The 17,275-nt window shown below is 71.2% G+C and carries 14 protein-coding genes and 1 pseudogene; 9 read left to right on the top strand and 6 right to left on the bottom strand.

The window, feature by feature from the left end; translation table 11 throughout:
* The first annotated feature begins 88 nt into the window (after positions 1 to 88).
* From AC0L6Y_RS03785 to AC0L6Y_RS03775, 3 genes are read left to right on the top strand one after another with little or no spacing between them, the layout of a single operon-like run.
* Positions 89 to 928: an ABC transporter substrate-binding protein gene (locus AC0L6Y_RS03785; RefSeq protein WP_473555801.1), complete on the top strand. Its 840-nt coding sequence runs from the start codon at positions 89 to 91 to the stop codon at positions 926 to 928.
* Between the two features lie 49 nt (positions 929 to 977).
* Positions 978 to 1,829, top strand: coding sequence for an amino acid ABC transporter permease (locus AC0L6Y_RS03780; protein WP_473558225.1), 852 nt, complete (start codon positions 978 to 980; stop codon positions 1,827 to 1,829).
* Positions 1,826 to 2,560 carry an amino acid ABC transporter ATP-binding protein gene (locus tag AC0L6Y_RS03775; protein WP_473555798.1) on the top strand — a complete coding sequence of 245 codons (735 nt, stop codon included), beginning with the start codon at positions 1,826 to 1,828 and terminating at the stop codon, positions 2,558 to 2,560. Before AC0L6Y_RS03780 ends, AC0L6Y_RS03775 begins: the two co-directional genes overlap by 4 nt.
* A gap of 25 nt (positions 2,561 to 2,585) precedes the next feature.
* Here the strand turns inward: AC0L6Y_RS03775 and AC0L6Y_RS03770 are convergent, their stop codons facing one another.
* The gene (locus AC0L6Y_RS03770) at positions 2,586 to 3,407 is read right to left on the bottom strand and encodes an ADP-dependent NAD(P)H-hydrate dehydratase (RefSeq protein WP_473555792.1); all 822 of its coding nucleotides are present in this window, start codon (positions 3,405 to 3,407) and stop codon (positions 2,586 to 2,588) included.
* A 90-nt stretch (positions 3,408 to 3,497) separates the two neighbouring features.
* Here AC0L6Y_RS03770 and AC0L6Y_RS03765 point away from each other — a divergent pair, with 90 nt between their 5' ends.
* Positions 3,498 to 4,562 carry an NADH:flavin oxidoreductase/NADH oxidase gene (locus AC0L6Y_RS03765; RefSeq protein WP_473555786.1) on the top strand — a complete coding sequence of 355 codons (1,065 nt, stop codon included), beginning with the start codon at positions 3,498 to 3,500 and terminating at the stop codon, positions 4,560 to 4,562.
* A gap of 54 nt (positions 4,563 to 4,616) precedes the next feature.
* Here AC0L6Y_RS03765 and AC0L6Y_RS03760 read toward each other — a convergent pair whose 3' ends face one another.
* The 3 genes from AC0L6Y_RS03760 to guaB1 form a co-directional block, all read right to left on the bottom strand.
* Complete coding sequence (locus AC0L6Y_RS03760; RefSeq protein WP_473555780.1) at positions 4,617 to 5,657, bottom strand: hemolysin family protein; 1,041 nt, start codon at positions 5,655 to 5,657, stop codon at positions 4,617 to 4,619.
* On the bottom strand, positions 5,654 to 6,970 hold the full coding sequence (locus AC0L6Y_RS03755; protein ID WP_473555773.1) for a hemolysin family protein: 1,317 nt from the start codon (positions 6,968 to 6,970) through the stop codon (positions 5,654 to 5,656). The genes AC0L6Y_RS03760 and AC0L6Y_RS03755 overlap by 4 nt, the downstream gene beginning before the upstream one ends.
* Before the next feature lie 142 nt (positions 6,971 to 7,112).
* Complete coding sequence (guaB1, locus tag AC0L6Y_RS03750) at positions 7,113 to 8,552, bottom strand: GMP reductase (protein WP_473555765.1); 1,440 nt, start codon at positions 8,550 to 8,552, stop codon at positions 7,113 to 7,115.
* Between the two features lie 149 nt (positions 8,553 to 8,701).
* On the opposite strand from guaB1, the pseudogene AC0L6Y_RS03745 reads away from it, so the two are divergent.
* Positions 8,702 to 12,498, top strand: a pseudogene (locus AC0L6Y_RS03745) (multifunctional oxoglutarate decarboxylase/oxoglutarate dehydrogenase thiamine pyrophosphate-binding subunit/dihydrolipoyllysine-residue succinyltransferase subunit).
* Positions 12,499 to 12,516: 18 nt separating this feature from the next.
* On the opposite strand, the gene AC0L6Y_RS03740 reads toward AC0L6Y_RS03745, so the two are convergent.
* Together AC0L6Y_RS03740 and AC0L6Y_RS03735 are read right to left on the bottom strand one after the other, a co-directional pair.
* Positions 12,517 to 12,756, bottom strand: a complete 240-nt coding sequence (locus tag AC0L6Y_RS03740; protein ID WP_473555761.1) for a zf-HC2 domain-containing protein — start codon at positions 12,754 to 12,756, stop codon at positions 12,517 to 12,519.
* The gene (locus tag AC0L6Y_RS03735) at positions 12,753 to 13,352 is read right to left on the bottom strand and encodes a sigma-70 family RNA polymerase sigma factor (RefSeq protein WP_473555754.1); all 600 of its coding nucleotides are present in this window, start codon (positions 13,350 to 13,352) and stop codon (positions 12,753 to 12,755) included. The genes AC0L6Y_RS03740 and AC0L6Y_RS03735 overlap by 4 nt, the downstream gene beginning before the upstream one ends.
* A gap of 93 nt (positions 13,353 to 13,445) precedes the next feature.
* Here AC0L6Y_RS03735 and aroA point away from each other — a divergent pair, with 93 nt between their 5' ends.
* The 4 genes from aroA (at position 13,446) to AC0L6Y_RS03715 (ending at position 17,221) form a co-directional block, all read left to right on the top strand.
* Positions 13,446 to 14,843 (top strand): 3-phosphoshikimate 1-carboxyvinyltransferase, encoded by a 1,398-nt coding sequence (gene aroA, locus AC0L6Y_RS03730; protein ID WP_473555748.1) that lies wholly within the window; start codon positions 13,446 to 13,448, stop codon positions 14,841 to 14,843.
* A complete protein-coding gene (gene rsgA, locus AC0L6Y_RS03725; protein ID WP_473555744.1) occupies positions 14,840 to 15,859 on the top strand; it encodes a ribosome small subunit-dependent GTPase A in 1,020 nt (339 codons plus the stop codon). Before aroA ends, rsgA begins: the two co-directional genes overlap by 4 nt.
* On the top strand, positions 15,856 to 16,647 hold the full coding sequence (locus AC0L6Y_RS03720; RefSeq protein ID WP_473555740.1) for an inositol monophosphatase family protein: 792 nt from the start codon (positions 15,856 to 15,858) through the stop codon (positions 16,645 to 16,647). Before rsgA ends, AC0L6Y_RS03720 begins: the two co-directional genes overlap by 4 nt.
* 61 nt (positions 16,648 to 16,708) lie before the next feature.
* Positions 16,709 to 17,221: a septum formation family protein gene (locus AC0L6Y_RS03715; RefSeq protein ID WP_473555735.1), complete on the top strand. Its 513-nt coding sequence runs from the start codon at positions 16,709 to 16,711 to the stop codon at positions 17,219 to 17,221.
* Positions 17,222 to 17,275: the final 54 nt, after the last annotated feature.

Raw genomic sequence — 17,275 nt, 5'->3', positions numbered from 1 at the left:
ACACCGCACGCCGCTTGTCCCCCGCGCACCCCAGAATGGAACCACCGCACCACGGTTTCCCTCATTCGCTACGACCCGGAGGTCTTCGATGCCCCGTTCCGCCCGTCACCGCACCGCCGCACGCGCGGTCGCGCTCCTCGCCGCCGCCTCGCTCACCGCCGGCCTCGCGGCCTGCCAGACCACCGAGGCCACCTCGGACTACGTCACCGAGGGCAAGCTCACGATCGGCACCGGCGAGCCCGCGTACTACCCCTACGTGATCGACGACGCCCCCGAGTCGGGCGAGGGCTTCGAGGCGGCCATCGCCTACGCCGTCGCCGCCGAGCTCGGCTTCGACGCCGCCGATGTCGTCTGGGTGCGCACCACGTTCGAGGAGGCGATCGCCCCCGGCCCGAAGAACTTCGACTTCAACCTGCAGCAGTACACGATCACCGCGGAGCGCGCCGAGAGCGTCGACTTCTCCTCGCCGTACTACGCGACGCCGCAGGCGGTCATCACCGTCGACAGCACCGGCGTCGCCGGCGCCGCGACGGTCGCCGAGCTCGCCGACGCCCTGGTGGGTGCGGCGTCCGGCTCGACGAGCCTCGCCGCCGCCGAGAGCGCGATCGCGCCGACCGCGGGCGTGCAGGTGTTCAACAGCAACGACGACGCCGTGCTCGCCCTGCAGACCGGCCAGATCGACGCGCTCGTCGTCGACCTGCCGACCGCGTTCTACCTCGTGGGCGTCGTGCTCGAGGGCGGTGTGCTGCTCGGTCAGCTCCCCGCCGATGAGGGCGTGAGCGACGAGTGGGGTCTGGTGCTGCCCAAGGACAGCGCACTGACCGCCGAGGTCACGGCCGCCGTGGACGCGCTGCGCGAGGCCGGAACCCTCGACGACATCGCGGCGACCTGGCTCGGCGAGGGCGCGGGCGCTCCCGTCCTGCAGTAGCGGGAACGAGAGAGGCGAATCGCTCCCGTAGTCTTTCGTCGTGACTGACATGGAGGCCCGGCAGCCCAGCTCGATCGAGCTGGAGCGCCGGGCCTTCCGTCGTCAGCAGTCGGTGCGCTCGGTGCTGGTCGCGGCGATCTCCACCATCGTGTTCGCCGTCGTGGTCTGGCTGACGATCATCAACACGCCCGGCTGGTCGGTCGTGCAGCAGAGCTTCTTCGATCCCGACAGCTGGGTGGCGGCGTGGCCGCGCGTCTTCGAGGGCTTCCTGCTCAACCTGCGCGTGCTCGCCGTCGCCGCGATCGCCGTCGCGATCCTCGGCACCGCGATCGCCGCGATTCGCACGCTGCGCGGCCCGGTGTTCTTCCCGCTGCGCGCCCTCGCGGCCGGCTACACCGACGTGTTCCGCGGCCTGCCGCTGATCATCGTGCTGTACCTGATCGGCTTCGGCGTCCCGGGGCTCGGGATGACCTCGGAGCGCATCCCCGCCGAGGTGCTCGGCACGGTCGCCCTCACCCTCACCTATTCGGCCTACGTCTCCGAGGTGATCCGCGCGGGCATCGAGGCCGTGCACCCCTCGCAGCGTCTCGCCGCGCGGGCGCTCGGCCTCTCGAACGCCCGCACGATGCGACTGGTCGTGCTGCCGCAGGCCTTCCGCAAGGTGACCCCCGCGCTCATGAACGACTTCGTCGCCATGCAGAAGGATGTCGGCCTGATCTCGGTGCTCGGCGCGGTGGATGCGGTGCGGGCCGCCCAGATCGAGACGGCGAAGGCCTTCGACTTCACGCCCTACGTGGTCGCCGGGGTGCTGTTCGTGCTGCTCGCCCTGCCGATGATCCGACTCACCGACTGGTACACGGCGCGCGTGCGCCAGCGCGAGCAGGCGGGAGCGATCGTATGAGCATCGTGCTGCGGGCGCGCGACCTGCACAAATCCTTCGACACCACCCCCGTGCTGCGCGGCATCGACCTCGACCTCGCCGAGCACGAGGTTGTCGCGCTCATCGGGCCGAGCGGCTCTGGCAAGTCGACCCTGCTGCGCTGCCTCAACCTGCTGGAGCGGGTCAACGACGGGCAGATCTGGCTCGGCGACACCGACATCAGCGACCCGCGCATCCGGCCGGATGCGGTCCGCGCCCGGTTCGGCGTCGTGTTCCAGAGCTACAACCTGTTCCCGCACCTGTCGGTGCTCGACAACGTCACGCTCGCCGCGCGCCACGTGCACGGCACGAGCCGCGCCGAGGCGGAGGCGACGGGCATGCGACTGCTCGAGCGGATCGGGCTTGCCGAGAAGGCGCGCGCGCACCCCGACCGGCTCTCCGGCGGGCAGCAGCAGCGCGCCGCGATCGCGCGCGCGCTCGCGACCGACCCCGAGGTGCTGCTGCTGGACGAGATCACGAGCGCGCTCGACCCCGAGCTGGTCGGCGAGGTGCTCGAACTGGTGCGCGAGCTGGGACGCGACGGCGCCACGATCCTGATGGCGACCCACGAGATGGCCTTCGCCCGCGAGGTCGCCGACCGCGTGCTGTTCCTCGACGGGGGCGTCGTCGTCGAGGAGGGCCCGCCCGCCCAGGTGTTCGGCGCGCCGCGCGAGGCGCGCACGCGCGAGTTCCTCGCCCGCCTGGCGCCCTAGTCGCGCGCGCCGCGCGGCAGCGCGACTACCCGTAGACCAGCAGCGCCCGCACCACGTGCGGGAGCTCGGCGCACAGGTCGAGGATGGTGAACGGTCCCCCCGCGCTCGCCCGCTCGGCGGCCAGTCCGTGGATCACGGCCGCGGCCGCCGCCAGCGGCAGCAGCGCGCGGGAGTCCGAGGCGAGCCGCTCGTGGTGGGTGGCGACGAGCGCCCCGAGCACTCCCGCGAGAGCATCGCCTGCCCCGGCCGTGGCGAGCCACGCGGGCGCCGAACGGACCCGCAGCAGGGCCCCGCCCGGATCGGCGAGATGCGTCGTGTGCCCCTTCAGCAGCACCACAGCGCCGAACCGGTCCGCCGCCGAGAGCGCCGCGGTCGCGGGGTCGACGATGATCGCCTCCACGCTCTCCCCGGTCAGCCGCGCCAGTTCGCGCGCGTGCGGGGTGAGCACGAGCGGTCCGCGCGCGCTCGCGTGCAGGTCGAGGGCGCCGCCGTCGAGCACGGTCGGCAGTCCCTCGGCGAGGGCGTCGTGAAGGCGGTTCGCCTCCGCCTCCTCCCGCGCGGAGGCGTCCTGGCCGGAGCCGAGCACCCAGGCCTGCACCCGGCCGGGGGCGGCCACCGCCTCGGGGCGTCGGGCCAGGACGAGGTCCGCCACCGAGTCCGGGCCGACGTAGCGCACCATGCCGACGCCCGTGCGCAGCGCCGCCTCGACGCCGAGCACGGCCGCGCCGGGGTAGCGTGGAGAGCCGGTGACGAAGCCGACCACCCCGCGCGAGTACTTGTCGTCGCCCTCCTCGGGCACCGCGATCCAGGATGCGGCTTCGGTCACGCCAAAGAGCTCGTCGGTCACCCCTCCACGCTAGCGGGCCGATTCGCCGCGGGGTCGGAATCATTGCCGCCCGCCCCGCGTTGTCCCCGTTATCCGATCCGAAAGGCCTTCATGTCCGCGCTGTTCGACCCGATCTCGCTCCGAGGTCTCACCGCCCGCAACCGCATCTGGGTCGCCCCGATGTGCCAGTACTCGGCCGAGGACGGGCTGCCGAACGACTGGCACCTGGTGCACCTGGGCGGGCTCGCCCGCGGCGGTGCCGGTGTCGTCATCGCGGAGGCCTCCGCGGTCGTGCCGGAGGGTCGGATCACCCCCGGGGATGCGGGCATCTGGAACGACGAGCAGGTCGCGGCGTGGAAGCGCATCACCGACTTCATGCGCACGCAGGGCGCGCTCTCCGGCATCCAGCTCGCTCATGCCGGCCGCAAGTCCTCGACCTTCCGGCCGTTCGACGCCGAGCGCGGATCCGTGCCGATCGAAGCCGGCGGCTGGGAGACGGTCGGCCCTTCGGCGATCGCGTTCACCGGCTACGCGACACCGCGCGCGCTCGACGCCGCCGAGATCCCCGCCCTCGTGCAGGCCTTCGCCGACGCGGCGACGCGCGCCGTCGAGGCCGGCTTCGACCTGGTCGAGGTGCACGCCGCACACGGCTACCTGCTGCACCAGTTCCTCTCCCCGCTCTCCAACGAGCGCGACGACGAGTACGGCGGCTCGCTCGAGAACCGGGCCCGCTTCACGCTCGAGGTGATCCGCGCCGTGCGCGAGGCGATCGGCGACCGCCCGCTGCTGGTGCGCTTCTCCGCCACCGACTACGCCGAGGGCGGCTGGGATGTCGAGCAGACCGTGACCGTCGCCGAGTGGGCCGCCAGCGCGGGCGCCGACTTCGTCAACGTGTCCAGCGGCGGCCTCGTCTCCGGCGTCTCGATGCCGATCGGCCCCGGCTACCAGGTTCCGTTCGCCGAGCGCGTCCGGCGCTCGACGGGCATTCCGACTTCGGCGGTCGGGCTCATCACCGAGCCCGCCCAGGCGGCCGAGATCGTGGAGAGCGGCCAGGCCGATGTCGTGATGCTCGGCCGGGAGCTGCTGCGCGATCCGCACTTCCCGCTCCGTGCCGCGCACGCGCTCGGCGTCGACGTGGACTACTGGCCCGCACCGTACGAGCGCGCCAAGCCGTAGCGAAGGCGCGGTCGGCTCCCCGGCATCCCCGGTGAGCCGACCGAGCGCCCGCGATTAGATCCGTCGGGTCGCGTCGCGGACCTCGCCGACGAGCACCTCGATGATGTCCTCGAGGAACAGCACGCCCGAGATCTCGCCGGTCTCGTCGAACGACCGAGCCAGGTGCACGCCGGAGCGTCGCATCATGGCGAGGGCGTCCTCGAGCTCGCTGTCGCGGAACACCGAGATGAGCTGGCGGATGCGCTTCGGCGGCACCGGGTCGGCGCGCTCGTCCTCGTTGAGGTCGATCACGTCCTTGAGGTGCAGGTAGCCGGTCGGCTGACCCGACTCATCCAGCAGCACGTAGCGGCTGAAGCCGTGCTGCGAGACGGCGCGCTCCAGGTCGTCGGCGGAGGCGTCCTCGGGAAGGGTGACGAGGCTCGACATCGGGATCGCGACGTCGCGCACCCGCTTCTCGGTGAACTCGAACGTGTTGCCGAGCGTTCCGGTGGTGTCGGCGAGCAGGCCCTCCCGCGTCGAGGTGCGGATGATCGTCTGCACCTCTTCGAGCGTGAACGCGCTCGTCGCCTCGTTCTTCGGCTCCACGCCGAACAGACGCAGCACCCCGTTCGCGACCGCGTTGAGGGCGACGATCACCGGGCGGAATACCGTGGCCACCGCGACCAGCGGCGGAGCGAGGATCAGCACGGCACGGTCGGGCAGCGAGAACGAGATGTTCTTCGGCACCATCTCGCCCAGCACCACGTGCAGATACGAGACGACGACGAGCGCGACGCCGAAGGCGACCGCGTAGACGACCTCCTCCGACCAGCCGGTGAGCGCCAGCGGCACCTCGAGCAGGTGGTGGATCGACGGCTCGGAGACGTTGAGGATCAGCAGCGAGCAGACCGTGATGCCGAGCTGGCTGGTCGCGAGCATGAGCGTCGCGTGCTCCATCGCCCAGAGCGCGGTCTTCGCCGCGCGCGACCCGGCCTCGGCGCGCGGCTCGATCTGCGAGCGCCGCGCGGAGATCACGGCGAACTCCGCCCCCACGAAGAAGGCGTTGAACACCAGCAGCACGACAAGCCAGACGATGCCCCACCAGTCGGAACTCATCGGTCGACCTCCTCGGTCTGAGGGGCCGGGGTGAAGCGGATGCGGTCGATGCGCCGGCCGTCCATGCGTTCGACGCGGAACACGCCCGCCTCCGTCTCGACCGTGTCGCCGACGTGCGCGAGGGATCCGCGCACGCTCAGGAACCAGCCGGCGACGGTCTCATAGGGGCCGTCGTTCGGCACGACCACGGCGGCGCGCTCGTGCAGCTCGTCGGGCCGGAGCGCACCGGGGAAGGTGACCCAGTCGCGACTGCGGACGACGTCGGCGCGCGAGCGGTCGTGCTCGTCGGTGACCTCGCCGACGATCTCCTCGACGAGGTCCTCGAGGGTGGCGACCCCGGCGGTGCCGCCGTACTCGTCGACGATGACCGCCATCTGGTAGCCGCGGGCTCGCAGCTCGCCGAGCAGCACGTCGAGGTGCATCGTCTCGGGCACGCGCAGCGCCTCCGTCTGGATGGCCGACACCGGCACGTCGGCGCGCCGCTCGCGGGGCACCGCGACGGCCTGCTTGACGTGCACGACGCCGACGATGTCGTCGAGGTCGTCGCCGATGACGGGGAAGCGCGAGAAGCCGGTGGCGCGCGCAAGCGTGATCACCGCGCTCGAGCTCTCGCTGCGCGAGATGGCTGCGACGCGCGGTCGCGGCGTCATCACCTCGGTCGCGTCGCGATCCGCGAAGGCGAGCGTGCGAGCCAGCAGCGTCGCGGTGTCGTGGTCGAGGGAGCCCTCGCTCGCCGACCGGCGCACCAGGCTTCGCAGCTCCTCCGCGGTGCGCGCCGAGCTGATCTCCTCCTTCGGCTCGACGCCGACGCTGCGCAGGATCGCGTTGGCGGTGCCGTTGAGAACGCCCACGAACGGACGGAAGACGGCGGTGAACCCCAGCTGGAACGGGATCACGACCTTCGCGGTCTGCCGCGGCAGCGCGAGCGCGAAGTTCTTCGGCACGAGCTCGCCGACGATCATCGACAGCAGCGTCGCGATGACGATCGCGGTGATCGTCGCCACCACCGAGATGGCGGCCTCGGGCAGCCCGATCGCCACCAGACCGGGCGACAGGTATGTGCTGAGCGCCGGTTCGAGCGTGAAGCCGGCGAGCAGCGTCGTGAGCGTGATGCCGAGCTGCGCGCTCGACAGGTGCGTCGAGGTGATCTTGAGCGCACGAATCGTGGGGCCGAGCATGGTCTCGCCGCGCTCCTGGCGCGCCTCGAGCTCGGCTCGGTCGAGGTTCACGAGCGCGAACTCGCTGGCCACGAAGAGGCCGGTGCCGATCGTCAGCACGAGACCGATGAGAAGGAACAGGAGCTCTTGGCTCATGCTGTCTCACCGCCTCGGAAACCGGTCACCGGCGAGGGTCTATGAGAAGGCTCCGAGTCGGTGGGCGACGCGGGAGTGCACGACGGAGGGTCATCCATGGTCGGATGAGTATAACCCGGCTCGGCGACGCCGATGCTGACCGTCACCAGCTGACCGGCAGCGCCTTGCCCTCCTCGTAGCCGGCCGCGCTCTGCAGCCCCACGACCGCCTTCTCGCGGAAGGCCGCCAGGTCGTTCGCCCCCGCGTAGGTGAACGAGCTGCGCACGCCCGCGGTGATCATGTCGATCAGGTCCTCCACGGAGGGCCGCAGCGGGTCGAGGTAGATCGACGAGCTGGAGATGCCCTCGGCGAACAGTTCCTTGCGGGCGAGCTCGTAGGCGTCCATGCGTCCGAATCGGGCGTGGACGGCTTTCGTGGAGGCCATCCCCCAGCTCTGCTTGAACAGGCGGCCGCGGTCGTCGGTCTCGAGCTCGCCGGGCGCCTCGAGCGTTCCGGCGAACCAGGAGCCGATCATCACCGAGGAGGCGCCGGCCGCGAGCGCCAGCGCGACATCCCGCGGGTAGCGCACGCCGCCGTCCGCCCACACCGAGGCGCCGATCTCGCGCGCCGCCTGCGCCGTCTCGAGCACGGCGGAGAACTGCGGACGGCCGACGGCGGTCATCATGCGCGTCGTGCACATCGCCCCCGGCCCGACGCCCACCTTGAGGATGTCGGCACCCGCCTCGACGAGGTCGCGCACGCCGTCCGGCGTCACGATGTTGCCGGCGACCAGGTGGATGCCGAGGTGCAGACCCGCGACCGTGCGCAGCGCGTCGAGCATGCCCTCCTGGTGCCCGTGCGCGGTGTCCAGCACGAGCACGTCGACGCCCGCCTCGGCGAGCGCCTGCGCCTTCGCGGCGGTGTCGCCGTTGATCCCGACCGCGGCGGCGACCCGCAGTCGGCCCTCGCCGTCGAGCGCCGGCGTGTACAGCGTCCCGCGCAGCGCGCTCTTGCGGCTGACCGTGCCGACCAGATGGCCGTGGTGCCGCACGAGCGCGAAATCGAGTCCCGCATCCACGAGCACATCGAAGGCGCCGCGCGGGCCGTCGACGTCGTCCGCGTCGATCGAGGTGATCGTCTCGTGCACCAGGTCGCCGAGCCGAGCATCCGGGAGGGCGTGGGCGAGCCGCGTCGCCAGCAGGCAGCCGGCCTCGGAGCCGTCGGCGTTGCGCAGCACGATCCCGTGGCCCGGCAGCGCGGGGGTGAGCCGGAGCGCCTCGGCGGCGGTCGCGTCGGCGGAGAGCTCGAGCGGGGCATCCCAGACGACCGGCTGCGACTTGACCTGCCGCACGGCATCGGCGAGCTCCTGGAGCGGAAGATCCTGCGGCAGCACCCCCAGACCGCCGCGTCGCGCGAGGGTCGCGGCGAGCCGCGGCCCGGTGACCGAGTTCATGTTCGCCGCCACCAGCGGCAGGGTCGCGCCGGTGCCGTCCGTCGGCGCGAGATCGACGTCGAGACGGCTGGTCACCGCCGAGCGGCTCGGAACCAGGAACACGTCGGAATAGGTGAGGTCGTGGCTCGGAAGCGGGCCCAGGAATCGCATGAGGCAACGCTACGACGATTCCCCCAGGTTTTTCCGAGACAGATCGCGCGGATGGGTCGGTATCTCGACGCCGAACCACTTAAGATTGACGGTGCGCGGCCGAGGATGTCGTGCGTACGAATTACTTGAGCGAGAGTGGGCGGTCGGCCGTGTCAAGCCCCGTGACCGGAGTGACTCCCGAGGGCTTTGCCTCGGGCGAGTTCGGAGCCAACGAATGGCTCGTCAACGAGATGTACGAGCGCTATCGCGTCGACAAGCACTCGGTCGACAAGAGCTGGTGGCCGATCCTCGAGAACTACCAGCCCGGTGCGAGCGCCCCGCTCGCCGCGGAGCCGGCCGCAGAGTCGCCCGCCGCGAGCCCCGCCGCCGCGGAGACGCCCGCGCCCGGCGCCGAAGCCCCGGCCGCCGCGACGCCGTCCGCTGAGACGCCCGCCGCCCCCGCCGCCGGCAACGGCACGACCCCGGTCGCGCGCACCACGGGCGTGCCCGCCAAGCCGCAGCCGATCCCCGCCGAGGCTCCCACGACGGCGAGCGTCCCGGTCGTCGGCGGTCCCGACGCCGAGCCGCAGGAGGACGTCGTCACGCCGCTGCGCGGCATGAGCAAGGCCCTCGCGACCAACATGGACCAGAGCCTCACGGTGCCGACCGCGACGAGCGTGCGCACCGTTCCGGCGAAGCTCATGATCGACAACCGCATCGTGATCAACAACCACATGCGGCGCGCCCGCGGTGGCAAGGTCTCGTTCACGCACCTCATCGGCTGGGCGCTCGTGCAGACGCTCAAGGACTTCCCGAGCCAGAACGTCTCCTACGCCGAGATCGACGGCAAGCCGAGCCTCATCGCGCACGCGCACGTCAACCTCGGCATCGCGATCGACCTGCCGAAGCCGGACGGCTCGCGGTCGCTGCTGGTGCCGAACATCAAGCGCGTCGACACGATGACCTTCGCCGAATACCTCGCGGCCTACGAGGACATCGTCGCCCGCGCCCGCGGCAACAAGCTCACCGCCGAGGACTTCGCCGGCACGACGATCTCGCTCACCAACCCGGGCGGCATCGGCACCGAGCACTCGGTCCCCCGCCTCATGCGCGGTCAGGGATCCATCATCGGCGCGGGCGCCCTCGAGTACCCCGCCGCCTTCCAGGGCTCGTCGCCGCGCACGCTCCACGAGCTCGGCATCGGCAAGACGATCACCCTCACCAGCACCTATGACCACCGCGTCATCCAGGGCGCCGGCTCGGGCGAGTTCCTCAAGAAGGTTCACGAGCTGCTGATCGGCGAGCGCGGCTTCTACGAGGGCATCTTCTCCGCCCTGCGCATCCCCTACGACCCGATCCACTGGGCCGAGGACATCAACGTCGACCTCTCCGAGCGCATCAGCAAGACCTCGCGCGTGCAGGAGCTCATCAACGCGTTCCGCGTGCGCGGGCACCTGATGGCCGACATCGACCCGCTGGAATACGTTCAGCGCTCGCACCCCGACCTCGACCTCTCCAGCCACGGCCTCACGTTCTGGGATCTCGACCGGGAGTTCGTGCTCGGCGGCTTCGCCGGCAAGCGCGCCGCGCTGCTGCGCGAGGTGCTCGGCGTGCTGCGCGACTCGTACTGCCGCACCGTCGGCGTCGAGTACATGCACATCCAGGACCCGACCCAGCGCGCCTGGTTCCAGGAGCGCCTGGAGCGCCCCTACGAGAAGCCCACGCACGACGAGCAGCTGCGCATCATGGCCAAGCTCAACGAGGCCGAGGCCTTCGAGACCTTCCTGCAGACCAAGTACGTCGGCCAGAAGCGCTTCAGCCTGGAGGGCGGCGAATCCGTCATCGCCCTGCTCGACGAGGTCCTGCAGGGCGCGGCCGAGGAGGAGCTCGCCGAGGTCGCCATCGGCATGGCGCACCGCGGCCGCCTCAACGTGCTGACCAACATCGCCGGCAAGACCTACGGACAGATCTTCCGCGAGTTCGAGGGAACCCAGGACCCGCGCACCGTGCAGGGCTCCGGCGATGTGAAGTACCACCTCGGCACCGAGGGCACCTTCACGAGCGCCTCCGGCAAGGAGGTCCCGGTCTATCTCGCCGCGAACCCCTCGCACCTGGAGGCCGTCAACGGCGTCCTGGAGGGCATCACCCGCGCCAAGCAGGACCGCACCGGCGACGGCATGTTCTCGACCCTGCCGATCCTGCTGCACGGCGACGCCTCGATGGCCGGCCAGGGCGTCGTAGTCGAGACGCTGCAGATGTCGCAGCTGCGCGCCTACAAGACCGGCGGCACGATCCACGTCGTCATCAACAACCAGGTCGGCTTCACGACGCCGCCGAGCGAGGCCCGCACCTCGGTGTACTCGACGGATGTCGCCAAGACGATCCAGGCGCCGATCTTCCACGTCAACGGCGATGACCCCGAGGCGGTCGTCCGCGTGGCGCAGCACGCCTTCGCGTACCGGCAGAAGTTCAAGTCGGATGTCGTCATCGACCTGGTCTGCTACCGCCGCCGCGGCCACAACGAGGGCGACGACCCCTCGATGACCCAGCCTCTGATGTACAACCTGATCGAGGCCAAGCGCAGCGTCCGCACGCTCTACACCGAGGCACTCGTCGGTCGCGGCGACATCACGCCCGAGGAGTTCGAGGCCGCGCAGCGCGACTTCCAGGAGCGCCTGGAGCGCGCCTTCGCCGAGACGCACGCCGCGCAGACCGGCACCGTCCCGGTCGTCACCGGCGACGCCGCCTCGGCGACCGATCTGGAGCGCCCCGGCGCCCAGCGCGACGCCAGCGCGGGCGAGCCGGAGTCGACGGCGGTCACCGAGAGCGTCGTGACGCTCGTCGGCGATGCCCACGAGAACACGCCCCAGGGCTTCACCGTGCACCCGAAGCTCGGCAGCTGCTGAAGAAGCGCGTCGAGATGAGCCGAAAGGGCTCCATCGACTGGGGCTTCGGCGAGCTGATCGCGCTCGGCTCGCTGCTGGTCGAGGGCACGCCGGTGCGCGTCGTCGGCCAGGATGCGCGACGCGGCACCTTCGTCTCGCGCCACGCGGTGTTCCACGACCGCGAGAACGGCCAGGAGTGGCTGCCGCTGGCAAACCTGTCCGACTCGCAGGCGCGCTTCCAGATCTTCGACTCGCTGCTGTCTGAGTACGCCGCGCTCGCCTTCGAGTACGGCTACTCGGTCGAGCGACCGGACGCCCTCGTGCTCTGGGAGGCGCAGTTCGGCGACTTCGCCAATGGCGCGCAGACCGTCATCGACGAGTTCATCTCGAGCGCCGAGCAGAAGTGGGGTCAGCGCTCGAGCGTTGTCATGCTGCTGCCGCACGGCTACGAGGGTCAGGGCCCGGACCACTCCTCGGCGCGCATCGAGCGCTTCCTGCAGCTCGCGGCGGAGGACAACATGACGATCGCACGCCCGTCGACGCCCGCCTCGTACTTCCACCTGCTGCGTCGCCAGGCCTACGCCCGCCCGCGCCGACCGCTCATCGTCTTCACCCCGAAGTCGATGCTGCGACTGCGCGGCGCCACGAGCGAGGTCGCCGACTTCACGAACGGCAAGTTCGAGCCGGTGCTCGACGACGCTCGCATCACCGACCCGTCGACGGTCAAGCGCGTGCTGCTGCACGCGGGCAAGCTGCACTACGACCTGAAGAACGAGCTCGACAAGCGGGAGGACTCCTCCTCGTTCGCCCTCGTCCGGCTGGAGCAGTACCACCCGCTGCCGACCGCGCAGCTGGATGCGGTGTTCGAGCGCTACCCGAACGCCGAGCTGATGTGGGTTCAGGAGGAGCCGGCGAACCAGGGCGCCTGGCCGTTCCTCAGCATCGAGCTGGGCCGCCACCTCGGCGCGCGCTCACTGCTCGTCTCCTCGCGCCCGGCGTCCGCGTCGCCCGCGACCGGCTCGACGAAGCGCAGCAACCAGGAGCAGGCCGACCTGATCGCGGCCGCACTCCACCTCGGCTGATCGGCGTCGCCGCGGCGCCTAGTGCGTCGCGGCGCCGTCCAGCCGGTCGAGGATCGCCCGGCGCAGCTCGTCGGGCGCCTTCTCCTGGCAGGAGCGCTCGAGCTTCTGCAGCAGCGTCAGCCCGACGAGGTGCTCGCCGTTGCAGTCGGGGCAGTTGTCGAGATGCTCCGAAACGTCGCGGAAGTCCTCATCGCTCAACTCGCGATGCAGGTACTCCTCGAGCTCGGCCTTGGCCTTTTCGCAGCCGCAATCGGTCATGAGGTGCTCCCGGTATTCGTGGTGGTGTAGCCGCGCTCGGCGGCGTAGTCGGCGAGGCGCTCGCGCAGGAGCCGGCGGCCGCGATGCAGTCGGCTCATGACGGTCCCCACCGGGGTCTTCATGATGTCGGCGATCTCCTGATAGGAGAACCCTTCGACATCGGCGAGGTAGACGGCGAGACGGAAGTCCTCGGGGATCGAGTTGAGGGCCTCCTTGACGTCGCTGTCGGGCAGGTGGTCGATCGCCTCCGCTTCCGCCGAGCGCGTGATGCGTCCCTGCGTGAGCGACTCCGCGGAGCCCAGCTGCCAGTCCTCGAGCTCGTCGATGGTGCCCTGGTAGGGCGCACGCTGGTTCTTCCGGTACGTGTTGATGAACGTGTTGGTGAGGATGCGGTACAGCCACGCCTTCAGGTTCGTGCCCTGCTCGAAGCGCGCGAACGCCGAGAACGCCTTCACGAACGTCTCCTGCACGAGATCGCTGGCATCCGCGGGGTTCCGCGTCATGCGCAGAGCGGCCGCGTACAGCTGATCCATGAACGGAATGGCCTGCGCTTCGAACTGGGATCGCAGCTCGGCAGACGTGTCGTCGTCACTCATCGTGGCCGAGTCTACGGTCGTCACATCCGAGGGGGCTTCGAGAAGCTGCACCGCCGCCTCCGTTCTGCTCGCGGGCGATACTCTTGTCAACCAATGGGATTCATCAGCTATTCCGGCCGCGACGAGCAGCTTTCCCCGGTGTCGGACTCCGCGCCGGGCCCGTGGCGCGCTCCCCTCGCCGCCGGGCCCCTCGACGCCACGCTCACCCTGCCGGGCTCCAAGAGCCTCACCAACCGCGAACTGGTGCTCGCGGCCCTCGCCGACGGCCCGTCGCTGCTGCGACGTCCGCTGCACTCGCGCGACTCGGCGCTCATGATCGAGGCGCTGCGCCAGCTCGGCGTGGGCATCGAGGAGGTCGCGGGCGACGGCGAGTTCGGCCCCGACCTGCGGATCACCCCCGCCGAACTGCGGGGCGCGGTCGCGATCGACTGCGGCCTCGCCGGAACCGTGATGCGGTTCGTGCCGCCGCTGGCGGCCCTCGCCCTCGGACCCGTCTCGCTCGACGGCGACCCGCACGCCCGCGCCCGCCCGATGCGCACCACGATCCAGGCTCTGCGCGACCTCGGGGTCGAGGTGAGCGACGACGGTCGCGGCGCGCTGCCGTTCACCATCCACGCGACCGGCCGCGTCGCCGGCGGCGAACTGTCGATCGACGCCTCCGCCTCCAGCCAGTTCGTCTCCGGACTGCTGCTCGCCGCGCCGCGCTTCGAGGCCGGTCTCACGCTGCGCCACACCGGTGACCGGCTGCCGAGCATGCCGCACATCGAGATGACCATCCACACGCTCGCCGAGCGGGGCGTCGTCGTCGACTCCCCCGAGCCCGGCGTCTGGGTGGTGCCGCCCGCACCGATCGCGGCCCGCGACGTCACCATCGAACCGGACCTGTCGAACGCCGGACCGTTCCTCGCCGCGGCGCTCGTCGCCGGCGGCCGCGTCGCGATCGCCGGCTGGCCGCGCGAGACGACGCAGGTCGGCGACGAGCTGCCGCGCCTGCTCGCCGGGTTCGGCGCCACCGTCACGCGCGAGCACGATCACGGCACCGACACGGACACCGTCGTCGTCGACGGCGGCGCGGGCGTGCGCGGGGGCGCCGCGCTGGCGGCCCACGATCTCGATCTCACCATCGGCGGCGAGCTGGCGCCCACCATCACCGGACTGGCTGCCCTCGCCGACGGCGCGATGGAGCTGAGCGGCATCGGCCACCTCCGCGGCCACGAGACCGACCGCCTCGCGGCGCTCGCCGACGACCTCACCGCCCTGGGCGGCGCGGCAACGGTGCTCGACGACGGCCTGCGGATCACCCCGCAGCCGATGTTCGCGGGCCCCTGGCGCGCCTTCGCCGACCACCGCATGGCCACGACGGGGGCGCTGCTCGGCCTCGTCGTCGACGGCGTCGAGGTCGATGACATCGCCTCGACCGCGAAGACGCTGCCGGAGTTCCCCGAACTGTGGTCGAAGCTGGTCGCCAGCGCCGGGAGCACGTCGGCATGAGCTGGCTGCCCCCGGACGACGACGATGACGACGACTGGGACGAGCACGCCTTCCGCGCGAGACCGAACCCGAAGGCGAACCGTCCCCGCACCAAGACGCGCCCCGACCATGACGACGCCGTCGTCGCCCGCGTGCTCTCGGTCGACCGCGGCCGCTACACCGTGCTCGTCGACGAGGACACCAGCGACGACCGGGTGGTGATCGCCACCCGCGCACGCGAGCTGCGCGACCAGGCGATCGTGACCGGCGACCTTGTCGACGTCGTCGGCGACACCTCCGGCGACGAGGGCACCCTCGCCCGCATCGTGCGGATCCGCGAGCGCGAGACGCTGCTGCGTCGCAGCGCCGACGACACCGACGCGGTCGAGCGGGTCATCGTCGCCAACGCCGACCAGCTGCTGATCGTCGTCGCGGCCGCCAACCCGGAGCCGCGTCCGCGTCTCGTCGACCGCTACCTGGTCGCCGCCTACGACGCGGGCATCGCCCCGCTGATGGTCATCACCAAGACCGACCTCGCCGACCCGGAGCCGTTCCTGGCCCTGTTCGACGGGCTCGGCATCCCCGTCTTCCGCAGCGCCGAAGGCGACTTCCCGATCGACGAGCTCGCGCCCGTGCTCGCCGGGCACCGCACCGTCGCCGTCGGCCACTCCGGGGTCGGCAAGTCGACGCTGGTCAACGCGCTCGTGCCGGGCACCGATCGCGCCACCGGCGTCGTCAACGCCGTGACCGGGCGCGGACGCCACACCTCCAGCTCCACCGTGTCGCTGCACGTGCCGAGCGGCGGCTGGATCATCGACACCCCCGGTGTGCGCTCCTTCGGCCTCGGCCACGTCAACCCCGACAACATCGCGCGCTCCTTCGCCGACCTCGGCCCGATCGTCGCCGAATGCCCGCGCGGGTGCACCCACCTCGACGACGCTCCCGACTGCGCGCTCGATGAGGCGATCGAGGCGGGCACCGCAAGCGCCCCCCGCGTCGACTCGCTGCGCCGACTCCTCGCTACGCTGAGTTCGTGACCGACTACTCGCTCGCCGACGACCTCGCGCTCGCCCTCACCCTCGCCGGCGAGGCCGACCTCATCGCGCTGGATCGCTACCGCGCCCAGGATCTCGACATCCAGCTCAAGCCCGACCGCAGCCAGGTCACCGATGCCGACAAGCGCGTCGAGCAGATGGTGCGCGAGCACATCGACGCCGCCCGCCCCGACGACGCCATCCTCGGCGAGGAGTTCGGCCGCAGCGGCACCGGAAGCCGCACCTGGATCGTGGATCCGATCGACGGCACCTCCAACTTCGTCCGCGGGGTGCCCAACTGGGGCCTGCTGCTCGCCCTCGTCATCGACGGGGTTCCCGAGGTCGGCGTCGTCAGCGCCCCCGCCCTCGGTCGGCGCTGGTGGGCCGCGACCGGGCACGGCGCCTGGATGCAGGAGCACGGCGGCGAGGCGCGACGCCTCCACGTCAGCGGCATCGACGACCTTTCGGCCGCGAGCCTCAGCTACAACAGCCTGAAAGGCTGGGACGACGCGGGTCGCCTCGACCAGCTCGTGGCGGCAAGCCGCGCCGTCGACCGCACGCGCGCCTACGGCGACCTGTGGTCGTACATGCTCGTGGCCGAAGGCGCCGTGGATGCCGCGGGCGAGTTCGACGTCAAGCCGTGGGATGTCGCCCCGATGTACCCGATCATCCGGGAGGCCGGCGGCACCGCCACCACGATGGACGGCGGCACCGAGCTCGACGCCGGCAGCCTGCTCGTCAGCAACGGCCTGATCCACGACGACCTCCTCACGGCGTTCGCAACTCGCTAGGCTGGGCGTGTCGGAGGTGAACCGAGCCGACCTCCGTCCCCATCCCGAACGCGAGGCCCCTATGAGCACCACGACATCCCGCGTGCTCCGCGCGCTCGCCGGAGCCACCATCCTCGCCGCGGGCCTCGCGCTGAGCGGCTGCAGTGTTCCGACCACGCTGACCGGCGAGGTGCAGCGCGACGACGACGGCAACGTCACCCAGGGCAACGACAACGCCGACGTCTTCTCGATCGCGGTCGGCGACTGCCTCAACTACGCCGACGTCAGCGGCGAGGTGCGGACGGTGCCGATCGTCCCCTGCGACGAGCCGCACGACAGCGAGGCGTACTTCAGCTACCTCGTCGCCGACGGCGACTACCCTGGCGACGACGTGATCGCCGAGGAGGCAGCGTTCGCGTGCGTCACGGCCTTCGATACGTTCGTCGGTGTGACGACGCAAGACTCCGAGCTCAAGGCGCGATATTACTCGCCGACCGCCGAGAGCTGGGTGTCCACCGGCGACCGCGAGATCATTTGCATCATCTACGACCCCGCCGGTCAGGCCACCGGCTCGCTCAAGGGCGCACAGCGCTAACGCGTCCGCTCGAACTCCCGGCGCTGGGAGCCTTCCTCGGGAGGCTCCCAGCGC

The organism is Pseudolysinimonas sp. 10J20-29 (genome assembly GCF_055809595.1).
This window is presented reverse-complemented; position numbering and strand designations above follow the sequence as displayed.

Excerpts from the sequence above, each read along its gene's own strand:
- AC0L6Y_RS03785 (WP_473555801.1), top strand. The coding sequence starts at position 89 with ATGCCCCGTTCCGCCCGTCACCGCACCGCCGCACGCGCGGTCGCGCTC.
- AC0L6Y_RS03780 (WP_473558225.1), top strand. The coding sequence starts at position 978 with ATGGAGGCCCGGCAGCCCAGCTCGATCGAGCTGGAGCGCCGGGCCTTC.
- AC0L6Y_RS03775 (WP_473555798.1), top strand. The coding sequence starts at position 1,826 with ATGAGCATCGTGCTGCGGGCGCGCGACCTGCACAAATCCTTCGACACC.
- AC0L6Y_RS03765 (WP_473555786.1), top strand. The coding sequence starts at position 3,498 with ATGTCCGCGCTGTTCGACCCGATCTCGCTCCGAGGTCTCACCGCCCGC.
- AC0L6Y_RS03760 (WP_473555780.1), bottom strand. The coding sequence starts at position 5,657 with ATGAGTTCCGACTGGTGGGGCATCGTCTGGCTTGTCGTGCTGCTGGTG.
- AC0L6Y_RS03755 (WP_473555773.1), bottom strand. The coding sequence starts at position 6,970 with ATGAGCCAAGAGCTCCTGTTCCTTCTCATCGGTCTCGTGCTGACGATC.
- guaB1 (WP_473555765.1), bottom strand. The coding sequence starts at position 8,552 with ATGCGATTCCTGGGCCCGCTTCCGAGCCACGACCTCACCTATTCCGAC.
- AC0L6Y_RS03740 (WP_473555761.1), bottom strand. The coding sequence starts at position 12,756 with ATGACCGATTGCGGCTGCGAAAAGGCCAAGGCCGAGCTCGAGGAGTAC.
- AC0L6Y_RS03735 (WP_473555754.1), bottom strand. The coding sequence starts at position 13,352 with ATGAGTGACGACGACACGTCTGCCGAGCTGCGATCCCAGTTCGAAGCG.
- aroA (WP_473555748.1), top strand. The coding sequence starts at position 13,446 with ATGGGATTCATCAGCTATTCCGGCCGCGACGAGCAGCTTTCCCCGGTG.
- rsgA (WP_473555744.1), top strand. The coding sequence starts at position 14,840 with ATGAGCTGGCTGCCCCCGGACGACGACGATGACGACGACTGGGACGAG.
- AC0L6Y_RS03715 (WP_473555735.1), top strand. The coding sequence starts at position 16,709 with ATGAGCACCACGACATCCCGCGTGCTCCGCGCGCTCGCCGGAGCCACC.